General features: G+C 71.9%; 15 protein-coding genes and 1 pseudogene. 7 read left to right on the forward strand and 9 right to left on the reverse strand.

Features of this window, described 5'->3' with window-relative positions:
* Window positions 1-67: 67 nt before the first annotated feature.
* The 5 genes and pseudogenes from ACIPJI_RS12650 to ACIPJI_RS12670 all read right to left on the reverse strand — a co-directional run bounded on the left by ACIPJI_RS12650 (window position 68) and on the right by ACIPJI_RS12670 (window position 4,774).
* The gene (locus tag ACIPJI_RS12650; RefSeq protein WP_402246066.1) at window positions 68-2,200 is read right to left on the reverse strand and encodes a hypothetical protein; all 2,133 of its coding nucleotides are present in this window, start codon (window positions 2,198-2,200) and stop codon (window positions 68-70) included.
* A gap of 394 nt (window positions 2,201-2,594) precedes the next feature.
* Window positions 2,595-3,122, reverse strand: coding sequence for a hypothetical protein (locus tag ACIPJI_RS12655; protein ID WP_402246068.1), 528 nt, complete (start codon window positions 3,120-3,122; stop codon window positions 2,595-2,597).
* Window positions 3,123-3,393: 271 nt separating this feature from the next.
* Window positions 3,394-3,675, reverse strand: a pseudogene (locus ACIPJI_RS12660) (fumarylacetoacetate hydrolase family protein); the annotation flags it as partial.
* A gap of 22 nt (window positions 3,676-3,697) precedes the next feature.
* A complete protein-coding gene (locus ACIPJI_RS12665) occupies window positions 3,698-4,153 on the reverse strand; it encodes a hypothetical protein (protein WP_356621803.1) in 456 nt (151 codons plus the stop codon).
* Window positions 4,154-4,159: 6 nt separating this feature from the next.
* Window positions 4,160-4,774, reverse strand: a complete 615-nt coding sequence (locus ACIPJI_RS12670) for a DUF2867 domain-containing protein (RefSeq protein ID WP_356621802.1) — start codon at window positions 4,772-4,774, stop codon at window positions 4,160-4,162.
* Between the two features lie 96 nt (window positions 4,775-4,870).
* On the opposite strand from ACIPJI_RS12670, the gene ACIPJI_RS12675 reads away from it, so the two are divergent.
* On the forward strand, window positions 4,871-5,434 hold the full coding sequence (locus tag ACIPJI_RS12675; RefSeq protein ID WP_356621801.1) for a TetR/AcrR family transcriptional regulator: 564 nt from the start codon (window positions 4,871-4,873) through the stop codon (window positions 5,432-5,434).
* 225 nt (window positions 5,435-5,659) lie between these two features.
* On the opposite strand, the gene ACIPJI_RS12680 is transcribed toward ACIPJI_RS12675, so the two are convergent.
* On the reverse strand, window positions 5,660-5,782 hold the full coding sequence (locus ACIPJI_RS12680) for a hypothetical protein (protein WP_402246070.1): 123 nt from the start codon (window positions 5,780-5,782) through the stop codon (window positions 5,660-5,662).
* A gap of 209 nt (window positions 5,783-5,991) precedes the next feature.
* A complete protein-coding gene (locus ACIPJI_RS12685; protein WP_356621799.1) occupies window positions 5,992-6,525 on the reverse strand; it encodes a winged helix-turn-helix domain-containing protein in 534 nt (177 codons plus the stop codon).
* A gap of 76 nt (window positions 6,526-6,601) precedes the next feature.
* On the opposite strand from ACIPJI_RS12685, the gene ACIPJI_RS12690 reads away from it, so the two are divergent.
* The gene (locus ACIPJI_RS12690; RefSeq protein WP_402246591.1) at window positions 6,602-7,945 is read left to right on the forward strand and encodes an MFS transporter; all 1,344 of its coding nucleotides are present in this window, start codon (window positions 6,602-6,604) and stop codon (window positions 7,943-7,945) included.
* Between the two features lie 241 nt (window positions 7,946-8,186).
* Here ACIPJI_RS12690 and ACIPJI_RS12695 read toward each other — a convergent pair whose 3' ends face one another.
* Window positions 8,187-8,348, reverse strand: coding sequence for a hypothetical protein (locus tag ACIPJI_RS12695; protein WP_356621797.1), 162 nt, complete (start codon window positions 8,346-8,348; stop codon window positions 8,187-8,189).
* A gap of 254 nt (window positions 8,349-8,602) precedes the next feature.
* Between ACIPJI_RS12695 and ACIPJI_RS12700 the strand changes: the two genes are divergently transcribed.
* Genes ACIPJI_RS12700 through ACIPJI_RS12715 form a run of 4 tightly spaced genes read left to right on the forward strand, consistent with a single transcriptional unit; the run spans window position 8,603 to window position 13,690 of the window.
* The gene (locus ACIPJI_RS12700) at window positions 8,603-10,102 is read left to right on the forward strand and encodes an ABC transporter substrate-binding protein (protein ID WP_402246073.1); all 1,500 of its coding nucleotides are present in this window, start codon (window positions 8,603-8,605) and stop codon (window positions 10,100-10,102) included.
* On the forward strand, window positions 10,099-11,877 hold the full coding sequence (locus ACIPJI_RS12705; protein ID WP_402246075.1) for an ABC transporter permease subunit: 1,779 nt from the start codon (window positions 10,099-10,101) through the stop codon (window positions 11,875-11,877). Before ACIPJI_RS12700 ends, ACIPJI_RS12705 begins: the two co-directional genes overlap by 4 nt.
* The gene (locus tag ACIPJI_RS12710; RefSeq protein WP_402246077.1) at window positions 11,874-12,908 is read left to right on the forward strand and encodes an ABC transporter ATP-binding protein; all 1,035 of its coding nucleotides are present in this window, start codon (window positions 11,874-11,876) and stop codon (window positions 12,906-12,908) included. The genes ACIPJI_RS12705 and ACIPJI_RS12710 overlap by 4 nt, the downstream gene beginning before the upstream one ends.
* On the forward strand, window positions 12,905-13,690 hold the full coding sequence (locus tag ACIPJI_RS12715) for a dipeptide/oligopeptide/nickel ABC transporter ATP-binding protein (protein ID WP_356621793.1): 786 nt from the start codon (window positions 12,905-12,907) through the stop codon (window positions 13,688-13,690). Before ACIPJI_RS12710 ends, ACIPJI_RS12715 begins: the two co-directional genes overlap by 4 nt.
* 76 nt (window positions 13,691-13,766) lie before the next feature.
* On the opposite strand, the gene ACIPJI_RS12720 is transcribed toward ACIPJI_RS12715, so the two are convergent.
* A complete protein-coding gene (locus tag ACIPJI_RS12720) occupies window positions 13,767-14,303 on the reverse strand; it encodes a Dps family protein (protein WP_307710239.1) in 537 nt (178 codons plus the stop codon).
* 202 nt (window positions 14,304-14,505) lie between these two features.
* Here ACIPJI_RS12720 and ACIPJI_RS12725 point away from each other — a divergent pair, with 202 nt between their 5' ends.
* Window positions 14,506-15,126 (forward strand): L-threonylcarbamoyladenylate synthase, encoded by a 621-nt coding sequence (locus tag ACIPJI_RS12725; protein ID WP_402246079.1) that lies wholly within the window; start codon window positions 14,506-14,508, stop codon window positions 15,124-15,126.
* The last annotated feature ends 608 nt before the right edge of the window (window positions 15,127-15,734 follow it).

Below are 15,734 nucleotides of genomic sequence, written 5' to 3' on the forward strand. Positions count from 1 at the left end.
TGTGGGTGGTCGTGCCGGCCCCGGCCGCGGGTGGGCGGCCGGGACATCGCTGCCGGATGCGCGCCGGTCAGCTCCCCGCGGCGGGGGAGACCGGCACGGCCACGCCCTCGGGCACGCGGGTGTCCGGTGCCGGGCCGGTGGCCGGTGCGGAGCCGCCCGCGTCGGTGGCCGTGGTCGTGGCCGCGGACGACGGCAGCGTGAGGGTGAGCGGTGAGGTCGCGGAGGACGTCCACCCGGACCGTCCGCCCGCGTAGGCCTCGCCGAAGGGAGAGCCGGCCCGCGTGGTGCCCTCGGGCATCGTCGCGGGAACCGCCACCCCGTCGGGGCCCTCGACGGTGACGGTGCCGCCGATGCGGAAGGCCGTGACCTCTCCGCTCTGCACGGCCGCGCGCCATGCGGCGCGCCGCCGGAGTTCGCTTCCGATGTCCTTCATCCGCGGATTGACCACCGGGGTGTTCTCCGTGAAGAGCGTGTCGTAGGTGTGGAGGACACCGTCCAGGACCGGGTAGGCGATGCGGTCCTCCGCCAGGTTCGACTGGTGGATGAAGTGGGGCTTGGGGTCGTTGGCGAGGACGTGGCCGAGGGCGATCTGCCGCTCCAGGGGCACGATGTGTTCCGTGTAGCCGGTGGCGGTGTCGAGCGGGGCGGGCAGGCAGGTGGTGGTGGCCGGGTTGTCCTCGCAGATGCCGCTGCCGCCCTGCGCGCGGCTGGTGTAGATCCAGTTGTACTCGTCGACCTGCTCGGCCGCCCGCCCGGCGTTGTAGAAGATGTTCATCGGGTAGCGGGGGACGGTCGTGGCCGCTCCGACCTGACGTTGGCCGGGCTCGCGGGAGTTGTCCGAGGCCAGCCAGGTGATGCCGTTGTCGGCGAGAGCGAGTGCCAGGTTGGGGTTGTCGGCCGGCTGCTGGGGCAGGACCCGCAGCCCGGAGTGCTCACCCGTGACCAACTCGCCCTTCTCCAGGGGCAGTCCGGCGATGAGGCCCCAGACGCGGTTGTGGGCGATCTCGTCGGAGAGGTCGTCCCTGCCGACCCACTTGGTCCTTCCGTCCGCATCGGTGGCGCACCGCCAGGGCACCACCGTGGTGTCCTGCTCGCAGCCGAGGAAGGCGTGTGTGTAGGTGTGGTTGATCCAGCGGAACGCGCCGCGCTCGGTGATGAGCCTGTCGGCGAGCGGGTCGGCGCCGTTGTTGTCCTCGCGGTGGTCGACGCTGCCGGCGCCGTTGTAGGCGAGGTCGAGGGTGAAGTCGTGCTCGCGCTGCCAGGCGGTGGCGTGGTCGACGTCCGCGGGCGTCATGCGGATCGGGTCAGGGGTGGCGTTCGGATCCGTGCAGTCGACGTCGCCGGGTGTGCAGTTGAGGGCGGAGTTCCAGCGGTCGTCGGCGGCGAACACGTCATCGACGTGCACGGCGAAGTAGTTGCGGGACGCGCCGAGGTGCACACCGCCGGTCATCCACTGCACGATGCCGCGTGCCAGCAGCCGGAACTGCTGCTGGTACCGGTTGTAGACGAAGGTGACCACGAGTTCGCGCCGCCCGTCGTGCCGGTACTCGCCCACCAGGGAGCCCCGCCGGGCCGTCCCCGGGATCGGTGCCTCGACGTACGGGGTGAAGTCGGCGCCGGCCACCGGGGTCGACAAGTAGGCGTAACTCTCGCCCACGGTCGGTGAGTTGTCCTCGAACGGCACCGGTCCTTCGAGGTAGCCGAACGGTCCGGAACGGCCGGCGTCGGTCACCTCGGCGCGGGCGCCGTCGACGCTGCCGGAGTAGCCGCCGTACACCGGGTACTGGAGTCCGGCCTCGGGGCGGGCGTACGTGTACGCGTCGACCTGCGGAATGTCATAGGCCTGTTCGTAGGCCACGAGCGCGGCCATCTCCGGCGAGTTGGCCGGGAACGGGTTGTCGTCGGGCAGGACGACGGCCTGGAACCGGGCGCGCTCCCGACCGTCCACGGTGTCCGCGAGGTAGTCGGCGTCGATAACGGGCCGGTCGGCCCGAGCGAGGTCGATCTCCGTGTACGGCGTTCCCGCGGCGTCCAGTTCGGCCGCGATGGCGTCGGTGGACGGGCCGCCGTCGCTCACGATGAGCACCCGCAGATCGATGCGGGGAGCCGGGGCGTCGGCGTGTGCCGCCGTGGTCGGTACGCCGAGAGCTGCGATGAGCGCGCCCGTCGTGAGCAGGGTGGTGCGTATGGTCCGCTTCATGCGGTGCTGTCCCCTCCCAGGGCAGGGGTGAGCACTGCTCCGCGGAGCGGACGCACCCCCTTGCGCGACGCCGGCTTCCCCCTCAGAGGCCGTTCGTCGACGCATCCGTCGCGTCACATCGTGAGGTGTCTGTGTAGCTTTTGTGGTCCTGCTGCGAAACCTGACGGAAAAGTGCACGTGTGCAACAGGCGGTCGTCCGAGGTGATCGGGGCCTCCGGAGGCCCGCCGCGGTCGCCCGTCGGCGTCCGGCTTCAGCAGGTGCCGCCCAGGTTGGAGGGGGATTGCGGTGCGCCGGCGGACCGCTGGGGCCCGCCGGCGTGACTGCCGTTGGTACAGACCGGTCCGCCGGGCGGTCGTGGGCCGGTTTCAGGTCACCGCCCTGCCCGGCGTGAGGTCAGGAGCACAGGACGCGGGTCTCGGGTGTGTGGACCGGGCCGCCGCTGGTGTTCGTGCTGTCGCTGAACTCGGCGTAGAAGTACGAGTAGAAGCCGATGTTGCCGTTGCAGCCGGAGTCGGCGGCGATCTGGAGCGTCAGCGTCACGGTCCGGCTCTGGCCGGGTGGGACGGGGGCGCCGTAGTTGGTGCCGAGGTTCGTGGGGCCGGTGCCGGAACAGGCGGAGCTGCCGGTGGCTGTGGCGAGACTGCAGCCCGTGACGGAGTACTTGAGATCGGGGCGCTGAGTGGTCAGCCAGGTGGGGTCGATGGTCTGGTACACGAACCAGATGTCGTAGGTCTTGTTGTTCGTCAGCGTCATCGACAGGTTCACCGTGCCGCCCGGCGTGGTGGTGGCCGTGTCGGTGGTGAACGTCAGCTCGGCGGGGCCTGGATCGGCGGCGCTCGCGGAAGGGGCCAGGCCGAACACGGCGAGGAAGAGGGCGAGGACGGTGGTGAGACCGAGGCGTCTCGTCAAAGGTGATCGCATGGCCCGGGAGGCTAGGCAGGGGGCGGGCGCAGCGTCTGCCCCCCGCCGGAGCCCGTGAGCCTGGAGCGACCGAAAGTGCGCCTCGCGTGAAGGAGGTGCGGCGAAAGTGTGACGGACGATCGTTGATCGCATACGTGCACGGTGGAGCCGGTACGGCGGGCCGGCCGGCGCGGAGGCCGCGCCCGACGCCTCGACGGGACGGAGGTGGAGCTATTGGCGTGTACTTGTTGCGCGCCTCCGGCACGTGCGGGTGCGCCCCCGTTTCGCCGCGTCAGCGGTCGCGGCGCCCAGGGCGGTGCTCGTAGGAGGTGGCCCGGGACCCGTCGACGCCCACCTCCAGCCTGCCGACCCGCTCCATCTCCAGGACGACACGGTCCCCGTGGCTGAGCGGCCCCACTCCGGCCGGCGTGCCCGTCGCTGTCACGTCACCCGGGTGCAGCGTCATGACGGAGGAGGTGTAGGCGATCAGTTCACGGACGCCGAAGATCAGGTCCGTCGTGTCGGTGCGCTGTCGGGTGGTGCCGCCCACGTCGCAGCGCAGGCCGAGGGAGTCCGGGTCCGCAGGGACGCGCGCGTCACGCCGGTTCCTTCTCCCGGGCGTGGGCCGTCCGTGAGCGGTCCTCCTTCCGCGCCGCCAGGACGACGAGCACGCCCGAGACGACGCCCGCGAAGTACGGGGACGGCACGAGCAGGACGCCGCCGACGAAGCACCACGCCGCGAGGCCCCAGCCGGCCCAGGCGGGCACGGCCACCCCGCGGCCCGCGAGGTGCCACGTCAGGCAGCCCAGCAGTATCAGGGGCACGGCGAAGCTCCCCGGACCGGCCCAGAAGGTGACCTCGTTCTGCAGGGACTCCACCGTCCGATCGGCCGCCCCCTCGGTCGGCGCGAGCGGGACGGCTGCCCACACCCCCCGATCCGCCCAGCCCTTGATGTCCCCCCAGGCGAACAGGGTCAGCAGCAACAGGTGCCCCGTCCCCAGCCCGATCATGATGCCGCTCGCCCAACGCAGCAGTCGTTTACCGGAGTTCATCGTCGGTCAGCCCCGTTCCCCGTGCTTCGCCGCAAGGCCGACGCGGTCGCGCCAGGCCCGTTCCCACTGCCGGGTCAGCGCCGGGTAGACGATGAGATACCGGAAGGGCGCGATGGCGGCCATGTAGAGCCGTCCGAACCTTCCATTCGGCTTGACGAGTACGGCCATCCGCAGCTCGTGGTCACCGTCCGCCCCCTGCACCCAGCTGAGGTGCATCACGGTGTGCACGGTCTTGTTCGCCAGCTCACGGGCGGACTCCGTGGGAAGCTCGTAGAGCCCCTTCAGGGGCATGCTGTCGTCGTCCTCGCCCCGGGGTGCGTCGCGGAGGTCGCTGGGGAGGCGGTCGCGGAGCGAGGCGACCCGCCCACCGACACCCGCCGCCGGGTCGTCCCAGCCGAGGAGCGCGCCGAGCTTCCACCGTACGGCGAAAAGGAACCGCACCGGCCAGGGCTGTTCGGTGAGCCTGCCGGCCGTCCGCATCGCCGTCAGCATTTTGGGGAAGTCGTCAGGCCCGGCTCCGGGGGTCCGGAACGCCCACACGTCCTCGACCTCGAAGTCGGAGGTGAATTCGTGGATGCGCCACCGATGCTCGGTACAGGTGGACTTCGCGAGTCGTGCCACGTTTCGACCTCTCGTTCTGTACGCAGCCGTACATTTCATCTGTACGGTACCGTACGGAACCCGCCGCACGACACCCCCCCGAGAGCAGGTGAGCAGGTGCCCCCCGTCGCTCGCACCCCGCGAAGTCGCTGGATCGAAGCGGGACTTGACGCCCTCGCCCGGGGCGGACCGGACGCTGTCCGGGTAGAGGCTCTGGCTGCCGAGATCGGCGTGACGAAGGGCGGCTTCTACGGATACTTCGACGGTCGCACCGCGTTGCTCGCCGAGATGCTCGACGAGTGGGAACGCCGTTGCACCGACAGCGTCCTCGAGCAGGTCGAGTCCGAAGGCGGGGACCCTGCGGAAAGGGTCCGGCGGGCCGGCCGACTGACCTTCTCCGACGACCTTCACCGGATCGATCTCGCGGTCCGTGAGTGGGCCCGTCATGACCCGGCGGTCGCCGCACGCCTGCGGCGGATCGACAACGTCCGCATGGATTTCCTTCGTTCGATGTTCGGCAGCTTCGTCGCGGACCCCGACGAGGTCGAGGCACGATGCACCCTGGCCTTCGCGCTCGCGATCGGCCGCCACTTCATCGCCGCGGACCATCCCGGACGCACCAAACGCGAAGCGATCCACCTGGCCGGAGAATTCCTCCTGCGCCCAGGCCGTGACGTCTGAGGTTGTCGGCTCATGGCGCACGGGCGTGCGCGGGCCTGTCGGCTCAAGGCCACCGGTGCGCAACCGGCCTGTGGGCGCGTGGTAGGGGCGGCCGTGCTCGCTCCGGCGCGTGTCGCGGACGGCCGTGCTCGGTCCCGCCCGTGGCGTCAACTCCCGGGCGCCCGCCGCCCGGAACAGCCGCGGCCGTCCCGGTCTCTCCGGGACGGCCGCGGTCGTCGCCGCGTGTCAGCAGCTCTCGACCCACTGGTGGGAGGAGATGTTGTCCTGGAGGCTCTCGCCGTACCCGCCGCTGTTGAGCCAGCTCTTGTGGCTGAACTTCTCCCAGCCGAGGGAGAGGTCCAGCCACATGTCGCCCCGGGCAAGGCAGGCCGTCCCAGTGGCGGCTGGAGCCCGTCCAGCTTCAGTGGTCGCCGCCGCGGTACTCGTGCTCCCAGGCGTGGGTACCCTCGGTCCGCGGACTCAACTCCCGTGCGAGCGTAGCCCGTTGCGCAGCCCATACGTCTCCGGTGGGCGCCCCGTCGCACCACGCAGCGGTCCGGGGTCGGCCCGCATGGCGCTCAGGACGGCTCCCCGTCGTCGGCGGAGCGCGGTGCCTCCTGCAGGGGAAAGGCCATCAGGCTCATGCCCACAGGCATCGTTCCCGGCGTGCGTGGCGGGCGTGCGGCGTCGTGGAGGTCGGCCGCGATGCCGGCGAGCTGCCGCCTGGCCGCTTCCCAGATCTCCGGTTCCACCCACAGCTCGGCATCGACGGTCACACCCTCACTCTCCGGGGCCCGGCGCACCGCGCGCTCCTGGAGCGTGTGGGCCAGGGTGGCGGCCAGCAGTTGGGTCCCGTCGCGCTGGTCGGACAGCGGTGATCCGTGAACGGTGCGGTAGCGGCGCTCGCGGCCCCCGCGTCGAGTGCGCTCCTCGGCCAGTTCGACCAGGCCCGCGGCGTCCAGTCTGCGCAGGTGCCCGCTGGCCAGGGCGTGCGAGACGTCCAGCTCCCGCGCGAGTTCGGCGGCGGACATCGGTCCGGTCCACATGAGCGTGAGCATCCGCAGCCGCAGGGGATGGGCGAGCGCTCTCAGCACGGGGTCCGGATCAGTCACACCGGCAAGTAAAGCGCATGCCGGTATGTGCATCCCTACCCCCAACCAAGTGATTGGCGGTAGGCTGCCGCTCAACCTGGACCGAGACGTCGGGGCGACATGGCGCAGCGGGCAACCAGGTGCAGCGTCGAACGAGGCACGGCATCAAGGGGGTTCGGGCATGGCCGCGGGCGTGTTCACGGTGCTGCGGAATCGCAACGCCCGTGTCTACCTGGCGGGAGTGATCATCTCCGGCTTCGGCGACTCGGCCATGCTTCTGGCCTCCGCGGTCTGGGTGAAGGAGCTCACGGGCTCCAACAGCCTCGCCGCCCTGGTGACTTTCTGTGCCTGGGCCCCGGCCCTGGCCGGACCGTTCATCGGCACCCTGGCGGACCGCATGCGTCGCCGCACACTCCTCGTCGCGACGAGCCTGGCACTGGCGGTCGTCATGACCGCACCTGTCGCCGTGCGCTCGCCCGAGGACGTGTGGCTGCTCTTCACCGTACTGACCCTGGTGGGCACGGGAACCGTGCTGATGGACGCCGCCGAGACCGCGCTCATCGCCTCCGCAGTGCCGAGCGAGCTCCGCGGGGACTTCAACGGCCTTGCCAGGACCGCGATCGAGAGCACCAGCCTGCTCGGCCCGCTGATCGGTGCGGGTCTGTTCACCGTTCTCGGCGGACCCACCGTCGCCCTCCTGAACGCCCTTTCCTTCCTCTTGGGCGCAGCCGCGTTCAGTCTCATCCGCGCGCGTGAACCCGCGCCCGCAGCTCGGTCACGGCAGAGCTGGACCGCCGCCTCCGCGGACGGAATCCGTTACCTCTGGCGGCATCCCACGCTGCGGCCCCTGGTGGTCGCGGGCGGCTGCGCCATGACGGCGTCGAGCCTCAGCAGCACGGCCACGTTCGCGCTCCTCGACATCGGACTGGGTCAAGCCGCCGCGTTCGCCGGCGTCCTCAGCTCGATCCAAGGGCTCGGATCGGTCGTCGGCGGTCTGGTGGCCGGCGCACTCCTGCGCCGCATACCTGCACGCGCCCTCTCGGCGATCGGCCTCGTTGTCTTCGCCGTCGGCGTACTGGCCCGGATCAGCGGTTCGGTGCCCGTCGTGTCGGTCGGCAGTCTGCTCATCGGGCTGGGCCTGCCATGGCCGCTCATCAGTGCACTGACCACGGTTCAGAAGGAGACCCCGGACGAACTGCTCGGCCGGGTCGCGGCCACCGCGAACACTCTGGTCTTCGCGCCGACCGGCCTGGCCCTCCTCGCGGGCACAGCCATGGTCGCCACCCTCGACCACCGGGTCCAGCTCCTCGCCGCCGGCGTCCTGGGCCTGGCGGCAGCGGTGCTGCTCGCGACCGCAGGCCGCGCCCCGCGCGGTACGGAGCCCGCCGAGGAGCCCGGCGCCGCTCACCGACCGCACGAAGCCGACGCCGTGGACACGTGAGGAGGAGGAAGCACGCTACAGGCGTCTCCCTCCGGACACCGGCGGGCAGGCGCGGATCCGTCGGCCTGTCGGTCCGGCTTCCCCGGCCCGTATGACCCCCCGACCGGAGCGGAGGCGGCGCCGAGGTGGCGGGCGAGCTGCGCGGTGTGGGTGAGTTGCGGGTAGTGCCCGGCCCCGTCGATCTCGGTCACCGGGCGGCCGGCGGCCACCACCGACGGGTGTGACGCCCGATGGGCAGCGGTCACTCCTGACCGCTGTCCAGCTCGTCGTCGCGGTTCTCGGGGGTCGTGGAAGGGTCCGGGGACGGGCTCGGGGAGGACCGGTACAGGAAGTCCTCGAACGCTTCCATCCCGAGCAGGAGCAGCATCATCACGATCGGTACGCACAGGGCCAGCAAGACCATGGAGCCTCCCTAGGGAAGCGCGGACTTTCTGCCTGGGGCCGACGCGAGAGCCGGCGGACCATTCATCAGTGTGGAGCCGAACGGGGTAACCCGCATGTCGGCCTCGCGCGTTTCCGCCACCGTGCATGCCATCCGCCGAACCTCGCCTTCGCCTCACCAGGCCGGAGGCGGGCTCGGCGAATAGTTGAATATGATTATCATCTGCTAGCGTCCTCGTCGCACACGTCACCCGTCCGACGGAGATGGAAAACCCCATGCGCTGCCCCAAGTCCCTGCCTGTCGTCTCCGTGGCGGTCGCCTCCGCGTCGCTCCTGACGGGTTGTTTCGCCTCCGGTGCGCCCGGCGCATCCGGTGGTCCGGCCTCCGGTGACAAGCGCATCCGCGTGGTGATGATGCAACCGCCGCGCTCCGGTCTCTCCCCGCTCAGCGACGACGCCTTCAAGCTGTCCCGCTGGAGCACCGCGGAGACCCTGGTCACTCTCGACGCGAACGGCGACCCGCGTCCGGCCCTCGCGGAGAAGTGGGAACGTTCGGGCGACAGATCGTGGACCTTCACCGTCCGCGACGGCGTGACCTTCCACGACGGCACCGAGCTCACCGCCGCGGACGTCGTGCGTTCCCTCACCGAGGCGACCCGGGCCGCGCCCAGACCGCGCATCCTCGACGGCGTCGAACTGACCGTCACCGCAGACGGCGACACCGTCACCGTCACCACGGCCACCGAGGACCCGCTGCTCCCGCAGCGGCTCTCCTCGCCCCAGCTTGCCGTCCTCGCAGCCAAGGCGTACCGGGGCAGGACGGTGAACCCGATCGGCGCCGGCACGGGCGCGTTCGTCCTGAAGAAGGTGAACGGGACCAGCGCCGCGACGCTGGACCGGAACGAGCATTACTGGGGCGGCACAGCGAAGGCCGCCGGCATCGATGTGAGGTTCGTGCCCGACGGCACCGCCCGTGCCGCCGCGCTGCGCAGCGGCGAGGCCGACATCGTCGAGTCCGTGCCGGTCTCGCAGGCCTCCTTGCTGGACGAGGACCAGATCACCGAGGTCCCGATGCCGCGCACCAACACGCTCTACCTCAACACGGCACGCGGCACCTTCAAGGATCCCTCCCTACGAGCCGCCGCCCGCGCCGCGATCGATGCCGGGCCCTTGGTCGAGGGCGTCTACGAGGGCCGGGCGGACGTGGCGGAGGGCCTGCTCGGCCCCGCCCTCCCCTGGGCGAAGGAGCGCGCCGGCCGCACCCGTGACGTCAAGGCCGGAAACCCGCGGGGCAAGACCGTCACCATCGGCACCTTCACGGACCGTGCCGAGCTCCCCGAGGTCGCCGCCGCTCTCCAACAGCAGCTCCGGAAGGCCGGCTTCACGGTGAAGCTGGAGATACGCGAGTACGCGAACATCGAGTCCGACGCCTTGGCCGGGAAGTTCGACGCGTTCATCCTGTCCCGGGCCACCGTCCTGGACTCCGGTGACCCCGCCGCGTACATGTACAGCGACTTCGCGAGCGACGGCTCCTTCAACCTCTCCCAACTCTCCGACAAGAGCGTCGACAAGGCCCTCGAGAAGGCCACCACCACGGCGTCGGGGGAGGCGCGCCGCAAGGCCGTCCTCGACGCGGAGACCGCGGTCCTCAACACCGACGCCGCGATCCCGATGCTCCACGAACGCGTCGTCCAGGGTGATGCCACCGATGTCGTGGGCTCCGCCAAGGACCCTCGCGAGCGCCTGCTGGTCACCGTCGAGACGTACGTCAAGTGAACACCACAGCACCCCGTACCGCGGCCGCTCGCACCGCAGCCGCTCGAACGGCCGCGCTGGCCGCCGTCGTCGCCACCATCGGCCTCCTGCCGTGGCTGTCGGGCAAGGACGCGGCACTCAGTGTGCTGCGCGCCCGGTCGGCCGAACAGGTGCCGACCGAGGAGGCGTTGGCGGCGATCCGCGACGACCTCGGCCTGGGCGCCGGACCACTGACTCTGCTGGGTCGCTGGACGGCCGGCGCCCTCCAAGGCGACCTCGGCGTCTCATGGGTGTCCGGCACCGATGTGCTGCCGTCCGTGCTCTCCGGGCTCGGCGTGTCACTGGCGCTGATGGGCGCCTCGCTGGCCGTGGCGCTGCTGGTGGCCCTCGCGCTCTGTACGGGGACACTGGTCCGCGCGGCGCGCGGCACGCTGCGCGGCGGCGGCAGCGGCGGAGCACCCGCGGCGATGCTCGCCTCCGTACCCGAATTCCTGCTGGCGACAGTGCTGTTGATCGCGCTGGGCGTGTGGCTGGGCCTGCTGCCGACGTCCGGCTGGCAGGGCCCGTCGTCCATGGTGCTGCCCGCGCTGGCCATGGGCGTTCCCGCCGGCGGCCTCCTCGGCCGGCTCGTCGACGACGCCCTGCCCGCCGTGTCCGGGGAGCGCTGGGTCGTACTGTGGCGGGCGTCGGGCGTCTCCCCGTGGCGCATCGCGTGCGCGGTGCTGCGCCGGTCCATGCCGGCGATCGTTCCGCAGTTCGGCCTGGTCGGGGTCGGGCTGACCGGTGGCGCGGTCGCCGTGGAGACCGTCTTCGCGGTGCCCGGCATCGGCCGTACGGCCCTGGGCGCCGCCAAGGCGCAGGACCTGCCGCTGCTGCAGGGTGCGGTGCTGGCGCTGCTCGTCCTCGGCCTCACGGCCGGCGTCCTCTCCCACCTCGTCCGCGCACGGCTGCTCGGGCCCGGGCTGAGGGACGCAGCCCTCGCGCTCCCGGCCCCGCCGCCGGCACCGGCGGGCAGGGCGGCGCGCGCCGTGCCCGTGGTCCTCGCCGGGCTGTTGACGGCGGGCACGGGATGGGGTCTGCTGCGCGATCCGTTGACCGTGGACGTCACCGCGCGCCTGCTCGCCCCGTCCTGGACGCACCCGCTGGGCACGGACGGCCTCGGCAGGGACGTGCTCGCGCGACTCGGTCACGGGGCTGCCGCGACCGTGGGCGTGGCGCTGGCGGTCTGCCTGATCAGCTGTCTCTTCGCTCTCGCCGTCGGCTTCCTGCCGTCCCTCTCCGCCGGTGCGGCGGACATCGCCAACGCCCTGCCGCCGGTCATCGTCGGCATTCTCGTCGCCGCGGCCCTCGGCCCCGGAACCGCCGGAGCGTCCGTCGCCGTGGCGCTGATCTCCTGGCCCCCGCTGGCCGCACACGCCTCCGCCCTGGTGCAGGAGACGCGGGCAGCCGGATTCCTCACCGCCCAGAAGGCGATCGGATCGACCCCGCGGTGGATCCTGACCCGGCACATCCTGCCGGCCGTGGCCGGACCCGTGGCCCGGCACGCGCTGCTGCGCCTGCCGGGCATCGCCCTGGCCCTCGCCTCGCTCGGCTTCCTGGGCCTCGGCGCACAGCCGCCCGCGCCCGAATGGGGCCTGCTCCTCGACGAGTCGAGGGCGTATGTCGAGCGGGCGCCCTGGGCGGCCCTCGCCCCGGCCGCCGCCCTTGCGCTGTTGGCAGGCTTCGCCGTCTCGCTCGCCTCCGTGACGGCGCCCGGACGGCGCGCCGGGACCGTACGAGCGGGGGTGGCGGCATGACCGGCCGTTCCACGCTGCTGTCCGTCCGCGATCTGCGGGTGAGCTTCCCCGCCGACGGCCGGGACGCGGAACTGACCGCCGTACGCGGTCTGTCGTTCGACGTCCGAGAGGGCGAGGCACTGGCCCTGGTCGGCGAGTCGGGGGCCGGGAAGTCCCTGACCGCGCGCGTCCTCCTCGGCATGGCGCCGCCCCGTGCGGCGACCAGCGGCAGCGTCCGCCTGCGCGACCAGGAACTCCTCGGCGCGCCCCGGTCGTCGTACGCCCGCCTCTGGGGCCGGCGCATCGCCTTCGTACCCCAGGACGCGCTGTCGGTGCTCAGCCCCGTGCACACCGTCGGCGACCAACTGGCCGCCGCCGTGCGCTCCGTGAGCGGCCTCCGCCGGGGACAGGCGTGGGCCGCCGCGGTCGCCGCGCTGGACCGGGTGGGCATCGCGGACGCGGCCCGGCGGGCCTCCGCGTACCCCCACGAGTTCTCCGGCGGAATGCGCCAGCGTGCCGTCATCGCGATGGCGACGGTCAACGAACCGGAGCTCGTCGTCGCCGACGAGCCGACCACCGCGCTCGACCCGGCCGTACAGGAACAGGTCCTCGGTGTCCTGGCCTCGCTGCGTGAAACGACCGGCGCGGCGCTCGTGCTCGTCACGCACGACCTGGACGTGGTCGCCCGGCACGCCGACCGGATCGTGGTCATGTACGCCGGGAGCCCCATGGAGTCCGGCACGGCCGAACAGGTGCTCACCCGCCCACGGCACCCGTACACCGCCGGGCTGCTCGCCTCCCTGCCGCCCGATCGACCGGTCACCGACCGGCGGCTCCCGTCCATCGGCGGGGCACCGCCCTCATCGGCGGAGCTGTCCCGGCTCACCGGATGCGTCTTCGCGCCGCGCTGCCCGCTGGCCGGCGAGCGATGCCGCACGCACGAACCGGAACCGGTGGCGACGGCCGGCGCGGAACACCTGGTCGCCTGCCACCACCGGACCGACGTACCCGACTCCGCCCGCGACCTCTTCTCCGTCAACGGTGCCTCATGAACGCCTTGCTGAGCGTACGGGACCTCACCGTGCGCTACCCGGGACACGCACGGCGTTCCGCGCCCGTCCTCGCCGTCGACCGTGTCTCCTTCGACGTGTCCGCGGGGGAGACCCTGGCACTGATCGGCCCGTCGGGTTCCGGCAAGTCCAGTACGGCGGCTGCGGTGCTCATGCTGCGCCGGCCGGACGGCGGCGAAGTCCGGTTCGAGGGGCGCGAGTTGACCACACTCGACGAAAAGACGCTGCGGTCCGTGCGCCCGGCGGTCCAGCCGGTCTTCCAGGACCCGTACGGCTCGCTGAGCCCGCGCCTTCCCGTCCGCGACGCGGTGGCCGAACCTCTGCGCGTCCAGGGCCGGTGGGATCCCGTGGCCGGTCCGCGTCGGGTCGCCGAACTGCTGGAGACGGTCCAACTGGACCCGCGGCTCGGGGAACGGCTGCCCCACGAGCTGTCCGGCGGCCAGTGCCAGCGTGTCGGCATCGCACGGGCGCTGGCGAGCGAGCCGCGACTGCTCGTCCTGGACGAGCCGGTGTCGGCCCTCGACCCCTCCGTCCGGGCGGGTGTCGTGAACCTGCTCACCGATCTCCAGGAACGGCTGGGGCTGGCGTATCTGTTCATCTGCCACGACCTGCCCCTCGTGCGTCACTTCGCGCACCGTGTGGCGGTCATGGACAGTGCCCGCATCGTGGAGACACTGCCCGCGAGTGCCCTGTACACGAGCGCGCGACCCCTGGTCCGGGAGCCGTTCAGCAGGTCCGCAGCCGGGGCCCGCGCACGTTCCTGAGCGGAGCGGGCTCGCCACGAAAGCGGACCTGCCTGAATCGGTACGGCCGCGCCACGCGGAAGGGCGCGGCCGGGAGTCAGGGGCGTCCGCGCGCCTGTTCGGCGGCCTGTTCGGCGGCCTTCCGCTCGGTCCGGGCGTTGGCGGTGCTCAGCTGCCCGCCGCCGCTCTCGAGGTGTGCGCGCACGAACCACTGGAACAGCTCGAGGCCGCGCAGCTGCTCGATGAGCATGTCCTGTGTGACGGGGTCGGGTTCGTCGGTCGCCTTCATCGCTGCGCGGTGCTCCTCGATGATCGACGTGTACACGAGGTCGAGGGCGCCGAGGTGTTCGATGGACTCCGCCCGGCCGATCGAGTAGTCGTCCCATGAGCGGTCCGAGACGAGTGCGCCAGGGGTTCCCTTCGGCTCGCCGCCGAGCGTGGAGATGCGCTCCGCGAGGTCGTCGATCATCTCCCGGACCTGGTCGACCTGCGGGTCGATCATCTCGTGCACGGCGATGAAGTGGGGTCCCACCACGTTCCAGTGGATGTGCTTGAGGGTGAGGGCCAGGTCGTTGAGTGCGTGCAGACGCATCTGCAGCATCTTGATGATCGCTGCGCCGTCCTTCGTCGACATGCCCGGCACGGTGTAGTCGGGGGTTTCGGATGTCACGATCGCTCCTTGCTCTGCGGTTCCTCCCGTCAGGCAATCACCGGCGGCACCGTCGCGCCCGGCCAGAACGAGTCGGCGCTGCTCCGAACAGGGGACACCGGGCCCGGCCCGCCGCTGGCGGTGCCCGAAGGCGGAGCTGCCGGGCTCAACGGCCTAGACTCGGCGGATGGCGAAGTATTTCGACGTGCACCCCGAGAATCCTCAGCGGCGCACCATCAGCACTGTGGCCGACAGCATCCGATCGGGGGCGCTGGTCGCGTACCCGACGGACTCCTGCTTCGCACTGGGGTGCCGGCTGGGCAGTCGTGATGGCATCGGCCGGATCCGGTCGATCCGGAACCTGGACGACCGCCACCACTTCACCCTTGTGTGCCAGAACTTCGCGCAGCTCGGGCAGTTCGTGCACGTCGACAACGATGTGTTCCGCGCGATCAAGGCGGCGACCCCCGGCAGTTACACCTTCATCCTCCCGGCGACGAAGGAGGTGCCCCGTCAGCTGCTGCATCCGAAGAAGAAGACGGTCGGCGTACGGATCCCCGACCATGCCGTCGCCCAGGCCCTGGTCGCGGAGCTCGGGGAGCCGCTGCTCTCCAGCACCCTGCTGCTTCCCGACGAGGACGAGCCGATGACCCAGGGCTGGGAGATCAAGGAACGGCTCGACCATGCGGTGGACGCGGTGGTCGACTCCGGCGACTGCGGCACCGAGCCCACCACGGTCATCGACTTCTCCGGCGGCGAGCCCGAGATCGTGCGCCGAGGAGCGGGAGACCCTTCGCGGTTCGAGTAACGGGCCCCTCCCCGGCGGCCGGGGCCACGGGCACCCGCCTGGACCGACTCACAGGCAGGCGGGTCCGCACACGCGGGCGCACCGCTGTGGCCGCCGCGCGTCGAGCGCCCACGGGGTACGGCCGCCCGCAGCACCGGCTCGAGACGGGTGCGGATTCCCTCGGCCCGCGGCCGGCGCGGCCCACTGTCTCTTCCCGCAGGGCCTTGGTGCAGAGGACCGGCGCGTGCAGCATGCGGATCCCGCCGGCCGGTGCGGCGAGTTCCTGCACGCGCCCGCGGCCCCGACCGTCCTCGTCCGCAGCCGAACCGCGCCGGCGGGGATGCCGAGGGGCGTCGGAGGCGCCAGGGGCGACAGCCCCCGCCGCAGAGCCGGTGACCACCGCGTCGGCGCCCGCCACCGCCTCCCCCGGCGCGGCCGCCCCCCCCACGGGTGCCTCGAGCGCCGCACGGGCGCCCGCCTCGCCAGAGCCATGGCCCTGCCTGCGCTGCGGTTCTCCACGGGTTACGCCGGACCCGCGCGGGCCGATCGCCCCACGCCGAGAAACAGGGCCCCGCACCGACCCGCCGCCGTGCGTACGGAGCGTGAGATCTGCCCGCTCACCGTGATTC

The sequence above is a fragment of the Streptomyces sp. NPDC086835 genome, assembly GCF_044745705.1.
Taxonomy (GTDB): Bacteria; Actinomycetota; Actinomycetes; order Streptomycetales; family Streptomycetaceae; genus Streptomyces.